The organism is Streptomyces sp. NPDC002884 (genome assembly GCF_040295245.1).
Lineage (GTDB): Bacteria > Actinomycetota > Actinomycetes > Streptomycetales > Streptomycetaceae > Streptomyces.
Genome location: NZ_JBEOVB010000045.1, coordinates 25,170 through 41,755 on the forward strand (window position 1 = coordinate 25,170; position 16,586 = coordinate 41,755).

At 67.3% G+C, this 16,586-nt stretch carries 14 protein-coding genes and 3 pseudogenes; 11 read left to right on the forward strand and 6 right to left on the reverse strand.

Annotated elements, in window-relative coordinates:
* Positions 1 to 365: 365 nt before the first annotated feature.
* The 4 genes and pseudogenes from ABT070_RS41805 to ABT070_RS41820 form a co-directional block, all read left to right on the forward strand.
* Positions 366 to 584, forward strand: a pseudogene (locus ABT070_RS41805) (GGDEF domain-containing protein); the annotation flags it as partial.
* Positions 585 to 675: 91 nt separating this feature from the next.
* A complete protein-coding gene (locus ABT070_RS41810; RefSeq protein ID WP_351768203.1) occupies positions 676 to 1,224 on the forward strand; it encodes a diguanylate cyclase domain-containing protein in 549 nt (182 codons plus the stop codon).
* A 28-nt stretch (positions 1,225 to 1,252) separates the two neighbouring features.
* Complete coding sequence (locus ABT070_RS41815) at positions 1,253 to 1,603, forward strand: WhiB family transcriptional regulator (RefSeq protein WP_351768204.1); 351 nt, start codon at positions 1,253 to 1,255, stop codon at positions 1,601 to 1,603.
* A 165-nt stretch (positions 1,604 to 1,768) separates the two neighbouring features.
* A complete protein-coding gene (locus tag ABT070_RS41820; RefSeq protein WP_351768229.1) occupies positions 1,769 to 1,939 on the forward strand; it encodes a hypothetical protein in 171 nt (56 codons plus the stop codon).
* 622 nt (positions 1,940 to 2,561) lie between these two features.
* Here the strand turns inward: ABT070_RS41820 and ABT070_RS41825 are convergent.
* From ABT070_RS41825 to ABT070_RS41840, 4 genes and pseudogenes are all read right to left on the reverse strand, one after another.
* Complete coding sequence (locus ABT070_RS41825; RefSeq protein ID WP_351768205.1) at positions 2,562 to 2,834, reverse strand: helix-turn-helix domain-containing protein; 273 nt, start codon at positions 2,832 to 2,834, stop codon at positions 2,562 to 2,564.
* A gap of 983 nt (positions 2,835 to 3,817) precedes the next feature.
* A pseudogene (locus ABT070_RS41830) lies at positions 3,818 to 4,207 on the reverse strand (transposase); the annotation flags it as partial.
* The gene (locus ABT070_RS41835) at positions 4,144 to 4,449 is read right to left on the reverse strand and encodes a hypothetical protein (RefSeq protein WP_351768230.1); all 306 of its coding nucleotides are present in this window, start codon (positions 4,447 to 4,449) and stop codon (positions 4,144 to 4,146) included. The gene ABT070_RS41835 and the pseudogene ABT070_RS41830, both read right to left, overlap by 64 nt.
* A gap of 60 nt (positions 4,450 to 4,509) precedes the next feature.
* Positions 4,510 to 5,337, reverse strand: coding sequence for a helix-turn-helix domain-containing protein (locus ABT070_RS41840; RefSeq protein ID WP_351768206.1), 828 nt, complete (start codon positions 5,335 to 5,337; stop codon positions 4,510 to 4,512).
* A 173-nt stretch (positions 5,338 to 5,510) separates the two neighbouring features.
* Between ABT070_RS41840 and ABT070_RS41845 the strand changes: the two are divergent.
* Positions 5,511 to 5,891: pseudogene (locus ABT070_RS41845) on the forward strand (transposase); the annotation flags it as partial.
* Positions 5,892 to 5,961: 70 nt separating this feature from the next.
* Here the strand turns inward: ABT070_RS41845 and ABT070_RS41850 are convergent.
* Complete coding sequence (locus ABT070_RS41850) at positions 5,962 to 7,194, reverse strand: MFS transporter (protein WP_351768227.1); 1,233 nt, start codon at positions 7,192 to 7,194, stop codon at positions 5,962 to 5,964.
* A 656-nt stretch (positions 7,195 to 7,850) separates the two neighbouring features.
* Between ABT070_RS41850 and ABT070_RS41855 the strand changes: the two genes are divergently transcribed.
* From ABT070_RS41855 to ABT070_RS41865, 3 genes are all read left to right on the forward strand, one after another.
* Positions 7,851 to 11,072, forward strand: a complete 3,222-nt coding sequence (locus ABT070_RS41855) for a lantibiotic dehydratase (RefSeq protein ID WP_351768207.1) — start codon at positions 7,851 to 7,853, stop codon at positions 11,070 to 11,072.
* Positions 11,069 to 12,562 (forward strand): lanthionine synthetase C family protein, encoded by a 1,494-nt coding sequence (locus ABT070_RS41860; protein WP_351768208.1) that lies wholly within the window; start codon positions 11,069 to 11,071, stop codon positions 12,560 to 12,562. The genes ABT070_RS41855 and ABT070_RS41860 overlap by 4 nt, the downstream gene beginning before the upstream one ends.
* Before the next feature lie 180 nt (positions 12,563 to 12,742).
* Positions 12,743 to 14,008: a JmjC domain-containing protein gene (locus ABT070_RS41865; protein ID WP_351768209.1), complete on the forward strand. Its 1,266-nt coding sequence runs from the start codon at positions 12,743 to 12,745 to the stop codon at positions 14,006 to 14,008.
* A gap of 172 nt (positions 14,009 to 14,180) precedes the next feature.
* Here the strand turns inward: ABT070_RS41865 and ABT070_RS41870 are convergent, their stop codons facing one another.
* Entirely contained in the window at positions 14,181 to 14,591 is a 411-nt protein-coding gene (locus ABT070_RS41870) for a hypothetical protein (protein ID WP_351768210.1), read from the reverse strand.
* 213 nt (positions 14,592 to 14,804) lie between these two features.
* Between ABT070_RS41870 and ABT070_RS41875 the strand changes: the two genes are divergently transcribed.
* The 3 genes from ABT070_RS41875 (at position 14,805) to ABT070_RS41885 (ending at position 16,306) form a co-directional block, all read left to right on the forward strand.
* Positions 14,805 to 14,987: a hypothetical protein gene (locus ABT070_RS41875; RefSeq protein ID WP_351768211.1), complete on the forward strand. Its 183-nt coding sequence runs from the start codon at positions 14,805 to 14,807 to the stop codon at positions 14,985 to 14,987.
* 855 nt (positions 14,988 to 15,842) lie between these two features.
* On the forward strand, positions 15,843 to 16,181 hold the full coding sequence (locus ABT070_RS41880; RefSeq protein ID WP_351768212.1) for a helix-turn-helix domain-containing protein: 339 nt from the start codon (positions 15,843 to 15,845) through the stop codon (positions 16,179 to 16,181).
* The gene (locus tag ABT070_RS41885; protein ID WP_351768213.1) at positions 16,076 to 16,306 is read left to right on the forward strand and encodes a helix-turn-helix domain-containing protein; all 231 of its coding nucleotides are present in this window, start codon (positions 16,076 to 16,078) and stop codon (positions 16,304 to 16,306) included. The genes ABT070_RS41880 and ABT070_RS41885 overlap by 106 nt, the downstream gene beginning before the upstream one ends.
* Positions 16,307 to 16,586: the final 280 nt, after the last annotated feature.

Below are 16,586 nucleotides of genomic sequence, written 5' to 3' on the forward strand. Positions count from 1 at the left end.
GACCCGGTCCCGGCGGTCTCCGCCAAGGGACGCCACCACGCACTGATCGTGCCCAACGGCCGCAAGGGCGCCGTGCGCACCACAGCGGAGCTGCTCACCACGATCGCGTGCAAACCCCACCACAGCCTGGTGCGCACCGTGCCGACCTCGACGACTGCCGCTGCGCATGCTCAAAACTCGCGCAGGCACAGCGCCTCCCCCGCCGACTACGTACTGCCCGACGCGACCATGAAGAGCAGATCCTCGGTAGCGCGGTCCGCGTCAACGCTCCTCACTCGCACACAGCGGAGGCGCACCCCCACGCTTGGACAGCCCAGGGTGTGCCTCCTCATCCCGCCCCGAAGGGGCAGAACGGAGACTTCATCATGCCTGCTGAGCCCGCCTTACGGCAGAACTCCCGGATACTCGCGCTTGCTGCCGTCGCGGTCCCCCTGGCGGTCGCCGTCGCCGACGACGTCAGGGTCCGTCGGCACCTGCACGCCGCCCGCCACGACCCGCTCACCGGCTTGCCCGGCCGCGACACCCTCCAGGCCCGCACCGCGTCCCTGGTCCGCGTACACCGCAGCCTCCTGGACGTCCTGGTCGCCGATGCCGACGGCCTGAAAACGGTCAACGACGCCCTCGGACACGCCGCTGCTGACGCTTCACCGCCGCCGTCGGCCACCGGATCAAGGCGTGGGCGGAAGCGCTCGCGGCGGTCTCGCCGCACGGCTCGGGGACGACGAGCTCAGTGTCGCCGTGCTGCTCGCGCCGACCGTGACGCTGCGGGAGGTTGCCGCGCTGCGCCAGCCGCTCGCGCAGCCCGTCGACCACGCCGGACAGACCCTCACCCCGACCGTGTCCATCGGGACCGCCCCTGCCGCCGACGCCTCGCGCCTCCTGCGCGGAGCGGACCTGGCCATGTACCGGGTGAAGACCGGCGAGAAGCCCGCCTACCCGCCCACGGTCCACAAACGCTGTCCTGGCCGGCCGCCCAGGCACGCACCTGCCCCTCGCATGACCCGCCGTACCCACAGCGGCGTCCTGGACTGCAAGGACGCCCAACACTTTGACCGCTGGCAGAGCCTCCCTGCGTGCTGTGCGACAAGACGACGCCGATGCGCTCCCACTACGGCGAGCCCGTCCGCAAAGTCTGCGCTCGCCCAGCACCCCGTCGAGGCCCGCCGCGGGCGGTTCGCCTCCGGCGTCCAGCCCAAGCGCCAGAGCGACGACGACCACGCCTGACCCTCGCCCTTCTTTGGAGAGCTCTGCCATGCCCGGATTCCGATCCGCCCTGCCGGCCTCCGCCCGTATCGCCTTCCCCTACACCGCCACCCCCACCGCCTGCCAGCACCAGCCCGCCCTGTTCTCCCACGAGGCGACCAGCACACCAACAGCACAGGCCGACATCGAGCAGGCCACCCTGCTGTGCTCCGGCTGCCCGATCGCGACAGGCTGCCTCAAATGGGCGCTGGCCCACCCGAGCGAGGCGTGCTTGGGGGTGTGGGCTGGCACCACCGCCCGACAGCGCACCCACCTGCGCCAGCGTCTGGTTGTACGGCTCGGTACCGACTGGGTGACCGTCGTCGCCGGCCACGATCAGCGGCTGCGCCAGCAGCGCTAAGCCGCGGCAGACCCCGCTCACCGTCCGCGAAGCCCGTATCGTCCGCCTGGACCGCGACGTCAACGGACCCCTGCCACGGTGGCCGCGGAGACTCACGCCGGACGACCAGCAGCACAACATGAGCTGGCTCCTGGCCGCTGCCAGTGCACCGGCCAGGAAGGCAAGATGACCATAAACCGCAGCGGCATGGCAGTCGCTCTGAACGGCTTCCTGTACGACAAGGCCATGCGCGGCGACCGGCGCGAAACCACCGCTCGCTTCCGTTTTGTCGTCTCTCACCGACGAAGTGGTGGACAAAATGGTCGTGCCCTGCACGGCCACCATCCCAAGGGCTGATTCACGTCCAGGCAGTGTTCGCCCTCGCCCGTCGCCGAGTCGATGTCTTATGGGCCATGCTCCGCGGCAGAAGGCACTGCACCCCCACCCACCGATCCCTCAATCGGCTTGCCGCCGTCATGGAGACTCACTCAACCAGCGCGTGCAGTAGGTCGAGTGCGGCAGGATGGGGAACCAACGAGGCTCCTGTGCCGATGGGTTGGGACTTCGGACACCTCCCTCAACGGCGCGGGAGCCTTGTGCGTTGAGGCCAGGGTTCCGGTGACCCGATCAGTAGCCGCGCTAAAAGACCTTCATCAGCCGAACATAGTGACTGAAGCAGTCGAAGTAGGCCATGCTGGGACAAGCCACCGTGCACCCCTTGGGGTTGAACTGCTAGTCCACCCCGTCCAGTTGCACGGTGGTCTGCCTGTTTGGGCAGTGAGCAGTCACCGGCAGACGGGGCAGGCAAGGGGCAGAACCCGCGCACTCACCCGCGGAGATCCCCTACACCACACGGCGGGACACCATCCCTGGCCCAGACATCAAGATTGGAAAATGATCATTCTTTAGGATATGGCGCACTTGCGAGCGACCCGCCTCAATCCCCTCCCCGCGCTGCCGCGGCCAGGGAGTACAGCGTTTATTCGGCCGGCCCGGACCCGTCGAAGGCCCACAGTTCCCCGACGGGCTCCCACCGCAGTCGCCCCGGCGGCACGGTCTTGACCAGGGAAATGACCCGGGACCGTTCCTCCTTCGTGATCCGTCGTTTGCGGCCTTTTCCACCCAGATCATCGAGTCCCTGCAGACCCGATCGGTTGAAGCGGTGCAGCCCGCAGCGGACCGATTTCTGGCTGCAGCCCAGCTCCACAGCAATGGCCGGCACCCGCAGCCCCGCCCAGCTCAGCTCGATCATCCGGGCCCCGCGTCACCGCATCCAGCGGAGCCTTCCTCGCCTGTGACAACCGGCGTACGACATCTCGCTCGTGCTCGTCACGCTCCGGTCGTACCCATAAGACCATCACCCAGCACCAGCCCCCGAGCACCCTCAACTACCCCGCCACCGGGACATATACCCGACCAAAGAGGGAATCCAGCACTAGTTGGTCGTGCGAAGTGATTCCAGTGCATACGACATGAACCAGTTTCGGGTCTCGTACGTTATGTAGGTTGAAGTCCAAGCTTGGTCGTCCTATCCGCAAGCTTCATTTCAACTGGAATAGCAAAATTCAATTATTGTAATCCGGGTAGACATTTTCAGCATCGGCAAACAGGAAGGAATTCCATGCCTATTAAATATTCGGACGAGGAAATCAAGGGGCATCTTCTTGGGTGGGCGCGCGCAAATCGTGGAAATAATAGAATAGACAAACAAACTTACGCGATCGGTCGTAGACTGCCACCCGCTAGTATCAGTACCTGGTGGTCGGACTGCGGGCAGCGCAAAATTACTTTTACCACAGAAGAGCGTCGCGAATTAGCGCAAGCCGAGGCGATCTATCTATCCACTCCACCCGCAGCTACCAATGCGCAGGCTAATAGGGAAGTGAATCTAAAAAAAACACAGCTGGCAGTCAGGAGGGGCATCTGCAACTCCTGGCGCTGCAACATTGCTAGACCTTACGAGCGCGGCACCGGCGGTTCCTTCCATCCGAAGGAAGAGGCCTGCGTCAGGGAGTCCGGAAGGCTCTACTGGAAGCCCGTCGACGGGACGCGCAGAGAAGCGAACCCGGACCGCGGAGGAAATAGCGGGCACTCCGAGCATTGCTGCCGCTGCCGCGCTGGCACCAGATGATGCGGCAGCGACAACAACTCTCCCCACTGCGGGGGCCCCCACTGGTTCCCGCGGTATGCCCAGGCCAGCGCGCGTGCGTTCTCACGCTGCGAGATAAGACCGTTGGTCAGTTTGAGGAGCCGTTTGTAGCAGCAGAGGGCGACTGCGAGGCCGAGAGGGGCAAGGTAGTTGTCTGGTTTCCGCTCGTAGCGGTGGTTGAGTCTGCGGTAGCCGGTCAGCCAGGACATGGTGCGTTCGATCACCCACCTGCGGCGGCCGAGCCGTTCGCTGGAGTCGATGCCTTTGCGGGCGATCCGGACACCGATGCGCCTGCCCCATAGCCATCGGCGCAGGTGGGGCACGTCGTGCGCCTTATCGGCGTGGAGGCGCTGGGGCTTGGAATCGGTCGCATGGGACTCGTGTCCCATGTGGAAATCCGGCAGCATCGGCTTCAGGGCCTGGCTGTCGTGGGTGTGGGCCTCGGAGAGTCCGACGCGTAGGTGGCGGCCTCGCGCCCCTTGCCGCGCTGCACGTCGACGGCGTACTTGCCGTCCGGGCCGACGCTGAGCGACACGACGTCGCCGGTGAAGAGAGTGACGGCCTGTGTCTTCGTGGCTGCGGACTCGGCGCTGCTCTGCCCAGGCGGTGCGTCCGCAGCGGTGACCTGCAGTCCGGAACCGGCCGTGGCAGGCGTGATGGCGCCCGTAAGTAGTCCTGCTGCTCCTGCCGCTGCCCACAGGGTGTGGAGTCTTCGCATGGGTGGCGTCCTTCCCCGAACGCTGACAACGCTTCCGGCCTGGTGAGCGGAAACCAGTGATCAGAGTGGGCGCTGCGTGGAAAGCGGCTCAAGGGAATCCTGTGGCCGGGGAGTGCCAATGCCCTCTTCGGCCACAGGAATTGGAGGCTTTGGTACGTCCTGTCGTCGAACTTCCGTGTTCGCCCAGAGGGCAGGCCGAGCCACGCCCCTGCACGGTCGGCCGCGCGGCTTCGGCGTCGTTAGTTGAATATCGCTACGGCCGCCGACTGGCTGGCCGTCGTTCTGGCCGCGGCCTCGGCTGTCGGGCTCGTGATGGTCGCCCGACGGGGAATGCAAGCGGCGTCCGTGGTCAGGCTTGCCGTCGACGAGGCACTCGGCTCCGGTACGAGTACGCGGCGTCGGCCACTGCTGGCGCGCATTCTGCTCGGGCCCTTCTTCCGTCGCCGCGGCGATGTCAGGCGGGTGGCCAACCTCAGCCATGGGAAAGCAGGCCGCCGAAACCTCCTCGACGTCCACCACTACCGATCGCGTCCCGAAGGCGGCCCCGGTGCCGTCCAGGCGCAGCTCCACCCCCTTCGCGGTGGCGTAGGCGAAGACATCGGCCAGCGTGTGCAGACGCAGTCCCGCCTCGCCGGGAACCGCGAATCCCCGCGCTGCCAGGAGGGGACGGATCTCATGGACGGCCCGAGTGACGGTGGAGCGGTCCACGCCGTAGAAGACGGCGAGGGCGGCGTGGGGGAGCTGAAACCGCAGGATCACCAGGGCCGCGGTCACCCGGTCGGTGAAGACCAGTTGATGGCTGGGTCCGCCACCTTCGGCGCGCAGACGCTCATGGCCTTGGCGTTCGCCCAGCCGGGACTTTTTCCGCGCCGTCCACGGGCTGGCCAACTCCGCGATGAGCGCCCCGAGTCGACGCCTCGAGATGCCCGCGCAGATACGATGCGAGAGAGCCGTACGGGCCAAGGATCGATTTACAACCATCCCAACCCGTACGGCTTTCGTTACGTTCCAGACCAGCCGAAACCGCTGTCGTACACAACGCCGTTAGCGCCGTGAGATGTCTTTCGAAGGTCCTGACCTCGATTCCGGGAGTCGCGGTCAGGACCGCCGCCACCTTGCTCGTCACCGTCGGCGACGGCACCAACTTCCCCACCGCCGCCCACCTCGCCTCCTACGCCGCGACGGCCAAGTCGTTGGGCACCTCGATCCGCGGGCGAACACGCGCCCAGAGGCGGAAACAGGCAACTCAAACGCGCGATGTTCCTGTCCGCGTCCGCCGCCCTGCACGACCCGCCGCCCGCACCTACTACGACCGATGCCGGGCCCGCGGAAAGACCCACACCCAAGCCCTTCTCCGGCTGGCCCGACAACGCATCAACGTGCTGTCCGCCATGCTCCGCGACGGCACCTTCTACGAACCCCGAATTCCACGCCTCGCTTGACGAAGGACACAGAGGCACCTCCCGACAACCGGTGAGTGATGATGAGAGCCCTCTTCCGGCACCGGGTGGCTCACCGTGGGGAGGTTGGGCCGGTCAGGTGCCAGGTGTCACGGACCAGGAGGGCGGCGACGGAGGAGAGCAGCACGGCCCCAGCGCAAGCCAGCGTTGCGGTTTGGATTCCCAGGGCCGATGTGAGCGGACCGGCTAAGGCCAGGCCGAGCGGGGCCAGTAGCATGCTCCCCAGCCAGTCGTAGGAACTGATCCGCGAGAGCGAGTCGGCTGGAACCTCCCGTTGCAGAGTGGTGGTCCACAGCACCCCAAAGACATCCGTGCAGACACCCGCGAGCAGGGCCGCGAGGATGGTCGCCCAGAGCGGCGCCCCGGTGCCCAGTGCCGCCATCGGCAGCGCCAGCCCGGCGGAGAAGAGGACACCGGTCCGGAGCGGGTACCGGGATCTGATGCGGGTGGACAGGCCGCCGCCGCAGATCATGCCGACCGCCTGGGTGGCCAGTATGAGGGACCAGGACCGGGCCCCGTCCCATCGGGTCTGGGCCAGGGCGGGACCCAGCGCGCTCTGACCCAGGCTGAGCGCGGCGGTGGCCACCGAGAATGCAGCCACGGTGGACCACACCCAGGAGCGGGTGGTGAACTCGCGCCAGCCGGCCCGCAGATCAGCCAGCACAGTCATGCGACGGACCTTGCCGTCGGCGTTCAAACGCATGGCGACGGTCAGACCCGCGCTAGTGACAAAGGACAGCGCGTTCAGAGTCAGTACGGCCGAGGCACCGACCATCGCCACGAGCACGCCGCCGAGCACGGTGCCCAGCAGGTCCGCTCCCCGTCGAGTCATCTGCATTACGGCGTTGGCTGGCTGGAGGGCCTCTGCCGGCACGCACTCCGGCAGCAGGCCGCTCATCGCGGGGGCGGACAGAGCGGTGGCGGCGCCAGCCGGGACGGCGCCCAGGGCCAGCAGCGGAACAGGCAGCGCGAGAGCGGTCACTACCGTGAGGAATCCGTAGGCCAGCGCAGCTACCAGATCCGCGCCCACCATCAGCCTGGCCCGCGGAAGTCGGTCCGCGAGCACCCCACCGAAGAGCACAAGAGTGACCTGCGAAACCACCTGGATTATCAGGACCATAGCCACGCTCTGCGCCGTGGCACCAGGGATCGACAGAATACCGAAAGTCAGTGCAATACGTCCGAGGGAGTTACCTGTGATGGATATTGAGCGGGCCCCGAACAGCAGCGCGAAGCGCCGCTCGCGGAATATTTCTTTGGTGTTCGTGGAAACTCCAGGAGAGATACATCAGCAGAACGGGAAAGAGCTCGGAAGAGTTCTTTTCCAGCACTGTACTACCGAGGCCTCTGCCGTGAACACTTGCTAACCAGATGCCTGAGTGGTCAAAAATATCACTAGATTTCACTGAAAAAGGCGCATTTCGACCTGCTCGCAAAGCGATTTGAACCGTCCAGCCCTTCCGTGTCGTATCTGCAGTAGTGGGGAATCACTTTGCCCCCCGAGGAGGGGTGGCAAAGCGAGTGCGAGCCAGCGGGGAGTATTTGACTTTCTTCGTTTACGGCGAGCTACCATACGGCGGGTGGAAATCCGCCGGAGCGGGAACAAAATTTTCCCGCCCGGCATCTATCCGGCCATTTTCACACCTTTTCCATTGAGGAGGAATCATGTCCGAGTTCGAGCTCGACATCCAGATCGTGACGGTCGACACGGATGAGGAGTCGGCCGCCCACGCCGCCGGCACCTCGTCTATCTTCGAGCGCTGCGTCGAGCATTAAGTCGCTGTGACTCAGCGCGGGTGATGTACCCACACTGGGCAGACCGACATTCGTAGACCGTGGTCCTCGCCGGAGGCTTCTCCGGCGAGGACCACGCCCGAACAGTGGGCGAGGTCGTCCGAACGGCAGACACAGTCGGACGAGGAACAGCGGGGAGACCAGCGGATGACTCAGTACGGCACCGAACCCACCGTCTACGCGTGCCACGACACAGTCCTGCTGCGTGTCGCCGCGCTCCCGGCCTCAGCTCCGGCAGCCGGGCGGACCCGGTACGCCCTGGACGCTGACCCCGGTGCTCACGCCGCCGAAGTGCGTTCGCAGGTGGCCGAATCGATCGCCGACCCACGGGTACGGGGCGCGGTGGCTGCCGCCAGCGCCTCACTTGCAACCGCCGCGGAGCACGCCGCCACAGGCACCGAACCAGACGAGGCGCGGGTCCGGAGAACGGCCGGATCCCTGAACCGCTACCTGATCCGGATGGCCACCCGGCCGACACCGTTCGGCCTGCTAGCCGGAGTCGCACTAGCAGAGGTCGGCGATGACACAGTGGCACGGCTGGGTAACCGGCACCGCAAGGCCGTACGCCCTGACGCCTCCTGGCTGCTGCCGCTGCTGGCCCGCTGGGAGCGCCGCTCGGACGTCTGGCGGCGCCTACGGCTCGTAGCCAACGACCTGTGTTTCGTGCGCGGCGACCGGCTCGTGGTCCCTTATGTGCCCGACATCACCGGTGAGCGACCAAGCACACAGGACACTACCGAACTGACAATGCGTCACACCGCGGCTGTCGCGGCGGCCCTGCGGCGTGCGGAGCATCCGGTGACCGGGGCCGTGCTCGCCGCCCACCTGATCGAGGCCTTCCCCGAGGCATCGGGTGCAGCGGTCGACGGGCTGATCAACCAGCTCGTCACCCACGATGTCCTGCTGACCGACCTGCGTCCCGCGGATTCGGAGCCGGACCCGCTCGGCCACGTTATCGAATGCCTGCGCGAGGTGCCCGGCTTCACCGCACTGCCCGCGCTGACCGGCGTGCAAGAGGCGCTGCACGCTTACGCTGCGGCACCCGTCATGGACGACGGCGACGCGCTCGCGACCGCCACCCACCGTATGGGAGCACTAAGGACCACCGAACGGCCCCTGCACGTGGACCTCGCCGTCGACGCCCGGGTCCGTCTCCCGACCGAGGTGGCCCGTGAGGCCGAGCGAGCGGCGGACCTGCTGTGGCGCCTGGCGCCGGGTGGGGGCGAGCCCTCCCGCCTGCGCCAGTACCACGCCGACTTTCTGGAGCGGTACGGCATCGGCCGCCTGGTGCCGGTCACAGAGCTCCTCGATCCGGACATCGGTCTCGGAGCCCCGGCTGGCTACCGGCACCCGCGCAGCGGCCGGGCCGCCGTCCACGAACAGCCGGGAGACGCCGAGCGGCGGCGCGATCAGGTGCTGGCCGCGTTGGTGAGCCGCAGCCTGTCGACCGGCGCGCGGGAGGTCGTCCTCGACGACGACCTGATCGATCGAATCCAGGCCGAGGACGCCAGACCGGCGCTGTCATCGATGGAGCTGTGCGGCCGGGTCGTGGCCACGGACCTGGCCGCACTGGCCGCCGGAGACTTTACTCTCTGGCTCTCCGGGACCAGTGGCTCCCGCATGGCCGGGGCGATGGGCGGCCGGTTCGCACACCTGCTCGGCCCAGCAGCCCACCGGCTGCTCTCCCCTCCTCGGTCGACCGATGAGGAGGAGCGCGCGCTGGGCCGCCTGGCCGACGACACCGATGCCGACGCGCCGGTCGCGGCGCAGCTGAGCCTCCAGGGAGCCTGGCTGCGTGCGAGCAACATCAGCCAGGTGCCGAACCAACTCGCCCACAGGATCGTCGTCGGTGGGTTCGCCGACCGCAGCGATCCCGGGGTCATCGGGCTACGGGACCTTGCGGTGTGCGCCTGGCCGGACCGGCTGGCGCTGGTCGGCACCGAGATGGGTCGGGAGATCACGCCTGCCACGTTCCACATGCTCAATATGCGGGCGCACGCACCGAACGTCGCCCGATTCCTCCACGAAGTGACGCTTAGCGGCCACCGGTCCTGGGAGCCGTGGACCTGGGGCGGGCTGGACGTGCTGCCTCACCTGCCGCGGGTGCGCCATGGGCGGACCATACTGGCCGCGGCGCGCTGGCGCACCGACGAGCCGTTCTTCGAGGACACCGGACTCGGCGACACCAAGTGGCGGCAGGCCCTGGACGACTGGCGGGAGCGCTGGCAGGTCCCCGAGCACGTGCTCCTCGCCGACGGCGACCGTTTCCTGCAGCTCGACCTCAGCAGCCCGGCGCACGCCAGAATCCTGCGCCAAGAGCGCGGCCGGTCCGCGGCCGATCTACTGGAGGTACCCGGCGGTACCGCAGCCCCGGGCTGGCTGACGGGTGACGAGGGGGCGCACAGCCACGAGGTGGTCTTCCCGTTGACAGCTCGTGCGCCACGCACCGATCCCTCGAGCACCGCCCTGCGCAGAGCGGTGCCCGTCGTGCGTGACACCGGTGTCGCGCCCCTGCCGCTGGATAGCGGCTGGCTCTACGCAAAGCTCTACAGCAGCGAGCAACGCCAGGACGAAATCCTCACCCGCAGGTTGCCGCACCTGCTGACCGCCTGCGGCCCCACACTGCGGCGCTGGTTCTTCATCCGCTATCGCGACCCGGAACCGCACCTGCGGCTGCGGTTCTTCGCCGGCGGGCCGGATGACGCGGGGCGGCTGCTGCCCCTGCTCGGTAGGTGGGCGTCGGAGCTACGGTCGGCCCGGCTGTGCGGACGGATGGTTCTCGACACCTACGATCCCGAGGTGGAGCGGTACGGCGGTCCCTCCGCACTCGCACTCGCCGAGGAGGTGTTCCAGGCCGACAGCGAGTCGGCGCTCGTACAGCTGACGACACGTCAGGAACAGCCGGACGGCCCTGGCGGGCTGGATCCGGTGTTGTTGGTCGCCCTGAACTACCTGGACATCCTGCACCATCTTGACGGTCCGGCCAGGGGAGGCCCAGGTCCGGCCTGGCTGCTGCAGAGCTCCGCGAGCAACCGGGACCGCGCAGACTTCCGCCCGCACCGCCGGGCCGCACTTGACCTCGCTGATCCTGACGGCCAGTGGGAGCGGCTCTCCGCGAGTCCGGGCGGCAAGGCGATCACGGACAGCTGGGCCCGCCGCGCCGAGGCGCTGCAGCGTTACGCAGCGCGGCTCACCGAACAGCAAGTACGGCCAGGCGGCCCGCGGCCCGCGGCAACGGTGGTAAGCAGCGTGCTGCACATGCACCACAATCGTCTGCTGGGCATCGACCGCGAGAGCGAGCGTCGCAGCCACGCCATTGCGCGCGGCGCGGTCCAGGCGGTGCTGGACAAGCGGCGCTACACGCGATGACGTACCGACGGACCACACCGGCCGTATCAGCGGTATCCCCTAGTTCCGAGCCGTCTACCAGTTCGATACCACCCCAGGACAACACCGTGCCGACGCCGGCTGACGCGCCAACGGCACACCGCCCTGTCAGTACACCGCTCGCCTGTCCGCAGCAGGCATATACCGAACCGCAGAGAGTCCGGCCCACACGACCGAACGTACGTCATGACCAACATTCCGCCCGCCCCCGTCCCGATGCCGCACAGGTGGTGGCCGACGTGGCCCGGCGACTTGCTGATCCATGTGCCGTTGAGGGGATCGCCGTCGCGGCTGAGAACACCGACACGTACACGGACGGTCCGGCGCGGCCTCCTTGGGAGCCGTTGTCGCTGATTGAGGGATTCTGTGGGGTAGCTCTGCTCCCTGCGGAACTGGGGCGCACCGAGGCCGCGGCCCGGTCAACCGCTCACGCATATCTGGTCGCGGCCGGGGCACCGTCCTGGTCCCCGCGGTCCCCCACGGGACTGTACGAGGGACCGGCCGCGCTCGCATTTGCCGCCCGAGCTGCGGCACACAAGCCAGGCGACTACGCCACCCTGAGGGGCAGACTGGACCAAGCCGTCCTCACACATGTCGAGGTGCTAGCCGCCGCGCCCGCCGCCCCGTCCCGGTACGAGGTGCTGGGCGGGTTGGCCGGACTGGGCCGCCATCTACTCGCCGACGGGCCGCAGCACCGCGATGCCCTGGGCACCGTGCTGCGCAGCCTGGTCCGGCTTGCTGAGCCCGTACCCGCCCACGGCACCGAACTGTCCGGCTGGTGGCGGGGAGGCGACGGTCCGGTCAGCCGCGTCAGCCTGGGCATGGCGCACGGTATCGCCGGCCCGCTGGCCCTGCTCGCCCTGGCGGACCGTCACGGAAGTCGTGTGCCGGGCGCCCAGGGTGCGGTGGACCGCATGGTCCAGTGGCTGCTGTCCTGGCGGCAGTACGACGAGGCCGGGCCGTTCTGGCCTGTTGAGGTCAGCCTCCGCGAACAGCTCGCAGGCGGCCTGGAGCAGCAGCCGCGCGCCCGGGCTGGCTGGTGCCACGGCTCGGCCGGCATCGCCCGTGCTCTGCAGCTGGCAGGTCTCGCCCACGGCCGACCCGACTGGTCCCAGGCCGGCCTGGACGCCCTCGACGCGGTACTCGCCCGTACGCTGGGCCCGGTGCCCATGGCCAATACTGGTCTGTGCCACGGCTGGGCCGGACTGTTGCGGATCACACAGCTCATAGCCCGGGACGCCGCCACCGACGCTTTCGACGACCGGCTGGACGCCGTTGCCGAAGCCGTACGGGGCGGATTCCGGCCGGACAGCCCGTTCGGCTTCGCCCTCGTTTCCCCCGGCGAGGTCCACCTGGCGCGCGACCGGGCTGGTTTCCTGGAAGGAGCCGCCGGTATCGCCCTGGCACTCCACGCCCATCTGCGGCGCGCCGACCCGGTCACCGGCTGGGACATGGCACTGCTCATCGACTGAACCCGCCGCCCGCCACCTTACTGGCCACTGCACCGCCGCCGCCCGGCTGACCCGTGCACCGCGCCACATGTCTAAACAGCCATACGTACCTACCCATCTACATAGCGCAAACCGAGCGCACGCAGCGCACTCGCATCTAGCCGCATCCGGCCTGAGCAGCCCCGCACCAGAAGGAACACCATGGAGACCTCCCGCACGAGCCCCACTCCCGCCGCCGAAGACGGCGTCGAATGGTTCGGCCTGGACGAACTGCTCGCGGCCGGCCACCAGTCGTTGACCCGTCTGGTCGGCGACGCTGACGTGTTCCTCGCACGGCACTGGGAGAACGCACCAGTGATCGCCACCGGCCAACCCGCGGACGCCTTTGCCGACCTGATGACTCTCCAGGACTTCGACCGCATCCTCACCGAGGGTCCGGTCGCCGTTCAGACCCTGCACGCGGTCAACGCCAGCCAGACCCTCCCGGCCGAGCGGCTGGTGTGTTACCGCGGCAACGGCACTGGTCCCCTCGCCGATCCTGGACGGATCCTGGACGCGTTCGGCTCGGGCGCCACTCTGGTGCTGCACGGGCTGCACCGCTGGTGGCCGCCGCTGCGCAGGGTCTGCCAGGAACTGTCCGCGCTACTGAGTCACCGGGTGGTAGCCGACGCATACCTAACTCCGCCAGGCCAGACCGGCCACCTACGGCACTACGACACCCACGACCTGTTCACCCTGCAGATCGCCGGCTCGAAGCACTGGCTCATCGAGGAGCCGACCGTCGTACTGCCACTGAGCAGCCAGCACAACACCGCCGAGCGGCTAGGCCCATCCACCGTCCACTTCGACGGCGTACTGGCCGCAGGCGCCACAATGTACCTGCCACGTGGTTACATCCACACCGTCAGCAGCCGTACTGACACCAGCCTGCACATCACTCTCGGTATCGAGGCCGTGACCTGGAAGGATGCGCTCAGTTCGGCGGTGCGCCGACACGCCGAGGAGGAGCAACTGCCCTGGCGGCAGGTCCTTCCGGCCGGGTTCGCCCGGCCCGGAGCGCCCGACCCGCAAAGCCCTGCCGCGACGCAGGTACCGCCATACCAGGACATGGTCACCTGGGCACGGGAGCGCTTCTGGCACCATGAGTTCCGCTCCGCACATGCCGGGCGACTGCTGTCCATGGTGGCCGCGACGGCGGACGGCGCAACCGCCGGCACCGGCACGACCACTGCGGTGCGCAGGGCACCGGGCATCGTGGCGCGGGCCCGCCGCGCCGGCGATCAGTACGTGGTCTCGGTCGACGACAAGGACATCCGGCTGCCCGCCGCGATTGCTGATGACGTACGCCTGTTGCTCTCTGGCACGCCGGTCCGCCCGGCACAGCTGCGGACCACCGACGGCCGCGCTGCCGAGGTCCTGCTACAGCGGTTGGTCCATGAGGGTGTCCTGCAGATCATGGACGCTTGACACCTTTCAACCCCGCGACGTGGGGTCTGGCGTAGGTTCCGTTGAGATCGCCCGGGAATTCGATGCGGACCTGCCCGGTAACCGGACCAGGGCGGCTTCAAGTTCCTGGTAGGAGTGGGCTGTCGGTGATGCCCCAGATCCAGGTGGCGTATTCGGATGCGTCCAGGACTGCTCAGGTGGTCTTGGCGATGTTGTCCGCTCCCAGCAGCCGCGTCCTGCCGATGGCCAGGTTCCGCAAGGAGGCCGTCGCCCGCGGCGTGTTGGCGGTGTGGACGGTGGAGGCGTCCTCAGCGAACACCACATCTCTGACGTGGTGGCTGGAATTTTCGATTCTCCAGTGCCCGCGCACGTATCCGCCCAACTCGGCAGGTCCGGTCTGGTGGGAATCGAGGCTGGTGACGGCGTAGACCGTCTCTCTGGTCTGCCGCTTGCCGCTCTCCTGGCGGCGCGGGTGGATGCGCAGGGCCAGCCGCGCTTCGGGGAAGGCGATCCCGCCCAGGTTCGCCGCGATGGCCATGGTCTTGACCGAGCGGGACTTCCGCCACCCGTGCCCGATCCCGGAGACCGTGTGGACTACGGGCACCTGGCCTCCACGACCGCATAAGCCGGCTGCCCTGGCGTGACATCACGCTCGACCACTACGACCGCACCCGCGCCCACCACCGCAACGAGATCCGCCGCCTCAAGATCGTCAAGTTCGACCACATCGACTGCCCCGGAGTCCGCCAGGCCCTCCAAGTCGTGCGCCGGAAACAGGAGAAGACGAAAGGCAAGCTGACCATCGAGCGCGTTCTGCGTGATCTCCAGCCTGCATCCCGGCGAGGCCACCGGCACCCAACTCGCCGCCTGGTTCCGCGGGCACCGGGGCATCGACAACCTCCTGCACCACGTCCGGGACGGCCACACCGACGTTGCTGCCGCCCTACGCCACACCACACGCGACTGCCAACGCCCCCTGACCGCCATCGGACTCACCTGACGAACCCGGACACAAGATCACTTCTCAATGACCCTGGGCATGGGGCCTGGGTCGCCGACATTTGGGTTCATCCAGGACTGCTGAAACCTCCTGGCAATTTGCATCCCGTCATGAGTCAACCCTGGGCGGCCACCTACAAGTGTTCGCAAGCGGGAGGTATGTCGCGAGTGCGAGAACCGGGCCAGCGTCCTTGCGCTGAGTGGGCCGTGATCGATGTCATCTGGAAGCAAGAGAGCTAATTCGCCTCCGTCGTGACCGATGCCTCAGCTTCTTCCAATGAACCACGTGAGAGCATCCTGCGTAGTTCACTACGTCAGCGTTGGAACTTTTAAGGATGAGCTATGCCTAGCTTTCAGGATAAAAACGATCATGCAGAATACCGTGATGCCAAGGCGAAGGGGGGTAGTGAGGCAAGGCCGCTACTCACCCGAGAGCAGCAGGCTGCTGCACTGTTGAACGGTAAGTCAGCCGAGGAGGTTATCGATATCAAGGCGCGCCAGAAGAGAGAACTGGCTCTCGCAGCTAACCTCCGTTCTCTGGGGATGGGGTCCACGCCAGCCGCCTCGAGTTCTACTCCCAAGCCTGCGGCCAAACAGCATGGCAAGCCGACTCAAATAACTAAGGGACGGTAGCAATCACGCCCCGGAACTTCAGTCTACCGGGCGGTCGGCGAGAAGAAGCCTCGGTAGAACCCAAATGTCGTTCCTTTAGCCTCGATCGTTCATGAGTTCCCGTCAGCTTGCTGACGGGAACTCTGCGCCTGTGTAGAGGGGAGGAGGTACTCGAGAAGGGGGCCACTTTGTGACACACGGCTACTGACCTTTGAGGCGTGATGTTGCCGGGGGCTGACGACGTGTGGTCGTTGCGGTATGCCGGTGGTTGAGATATCTGCAGGATGGTGGGCTGACGCCTGAACGGCAGGCGTTTCGCGAGCGAATCCGGCTGGAGGCCGCGGAGCGGTTTGCTGCTGATGTCTCCAACGCGGAGGTCGCCAAGGACTTACGGGTAAGTGTGTGTTTGGTGCAGCTTTGGCGCCGGGCCTGGCACCACGTGGTGCGGAGGAACTGCGGTCCGCCGGATCGGTCTCCGTGCACAAGCCGAGTGATGCCCTGTTCGCAATATTCGAACAGGAACTGCCCAAGGGGCCGGTCGCACACGGCTGGCTGGACCAGACCTGGACGCTGGCAAGGATAAAAACGCTGATCGGACGCCGGTTCCAGAAGAGCATGACGCCGTCGGCGATCGCGCGGCATGGCTTCAGCCACCAGCTCCCGGCCCGCCGCGCGACCGCATGCGACGAGGAAGCCGTCACCGGCTGAGTGAAGGAGACCCGGCCGCGGTTGTAAAGTCCGGGGTGGCGCTTGGGGCCTGGTTGTGCTTCGAAGACGAGGTCGGCTTCTCGATGACGCTGCGCATCGGGTGCCGAAGGCGACGGGGCGACCGCCGGCCGAGCCCCTCCTGCGGCGGTTGGAGGCCTGGTCGTTCTTTCCCGGGGTGACTGCGGTGATCCCGCGTCTGCGCAGGTAGGCACGGTTGTCCTTGAACGAGTAGGCCTAATGGGAGGCGAAGGCCGGCGGGAGGCGGCCTTCGCGGGCGCGA

What these genes read in the sequence shown, in the direction of transcription:
- ABT070_RS41815 (WP_351768204.1), top strand. Translation starts at nt 1,253, where the DNA reads ATGCCCGGATTCCGATCCGCCCTGCCGGCCTCCGCCCGTATCGCCTTC.
- ABT070_RS41820 (WP_351768229.1), top strand. Translation starts at nt 1,769, where the DNA reads ATGACCATAAACCGCAGCGGCATGGCAGTCGCTCTGAACGGCTTCCTG.
- ABT070_RS41825 (WP_351768205.1), bottom strand. Translation starts at nt 2,834, where the DNA reads ATGATCGAGCTGAGCTGGGCGGGGCTGCGGGTGCCGGCCATTGCTGTG.
- ABT070_RS41835 (WP_351768230.1), bottom strand. Translation starts at nt 4,449, where the DNA reads ATGCGAAGACTCCACACCCTGTGGGCAGCGGCAGGAGCAGCAGGACTA.
- ABT070_RS41855 (WP_351768207.1), top strand. Translation starts at nt 7,851, where the DNA reads ATGACTCAGTACGGCACCGAACCCACCGTCTACGCGTGCCACGACACA.
- ABT070_RS41860 (WP_351768208.1), top strand. Translation starts at nt 11,069, where the DNA reads ATGACGTACCGACGGACCACACCGGCCGTATCAGCGGTATCCCCTAGT.
- ABT070_RS41865 (WP_351768209.1), top strand. Translation starts at nt 12,743, where the DNA reads ATGGAGACCTCCCGCACGAGCCCCACTCCCGCCGCCGAAGACGGCGTC.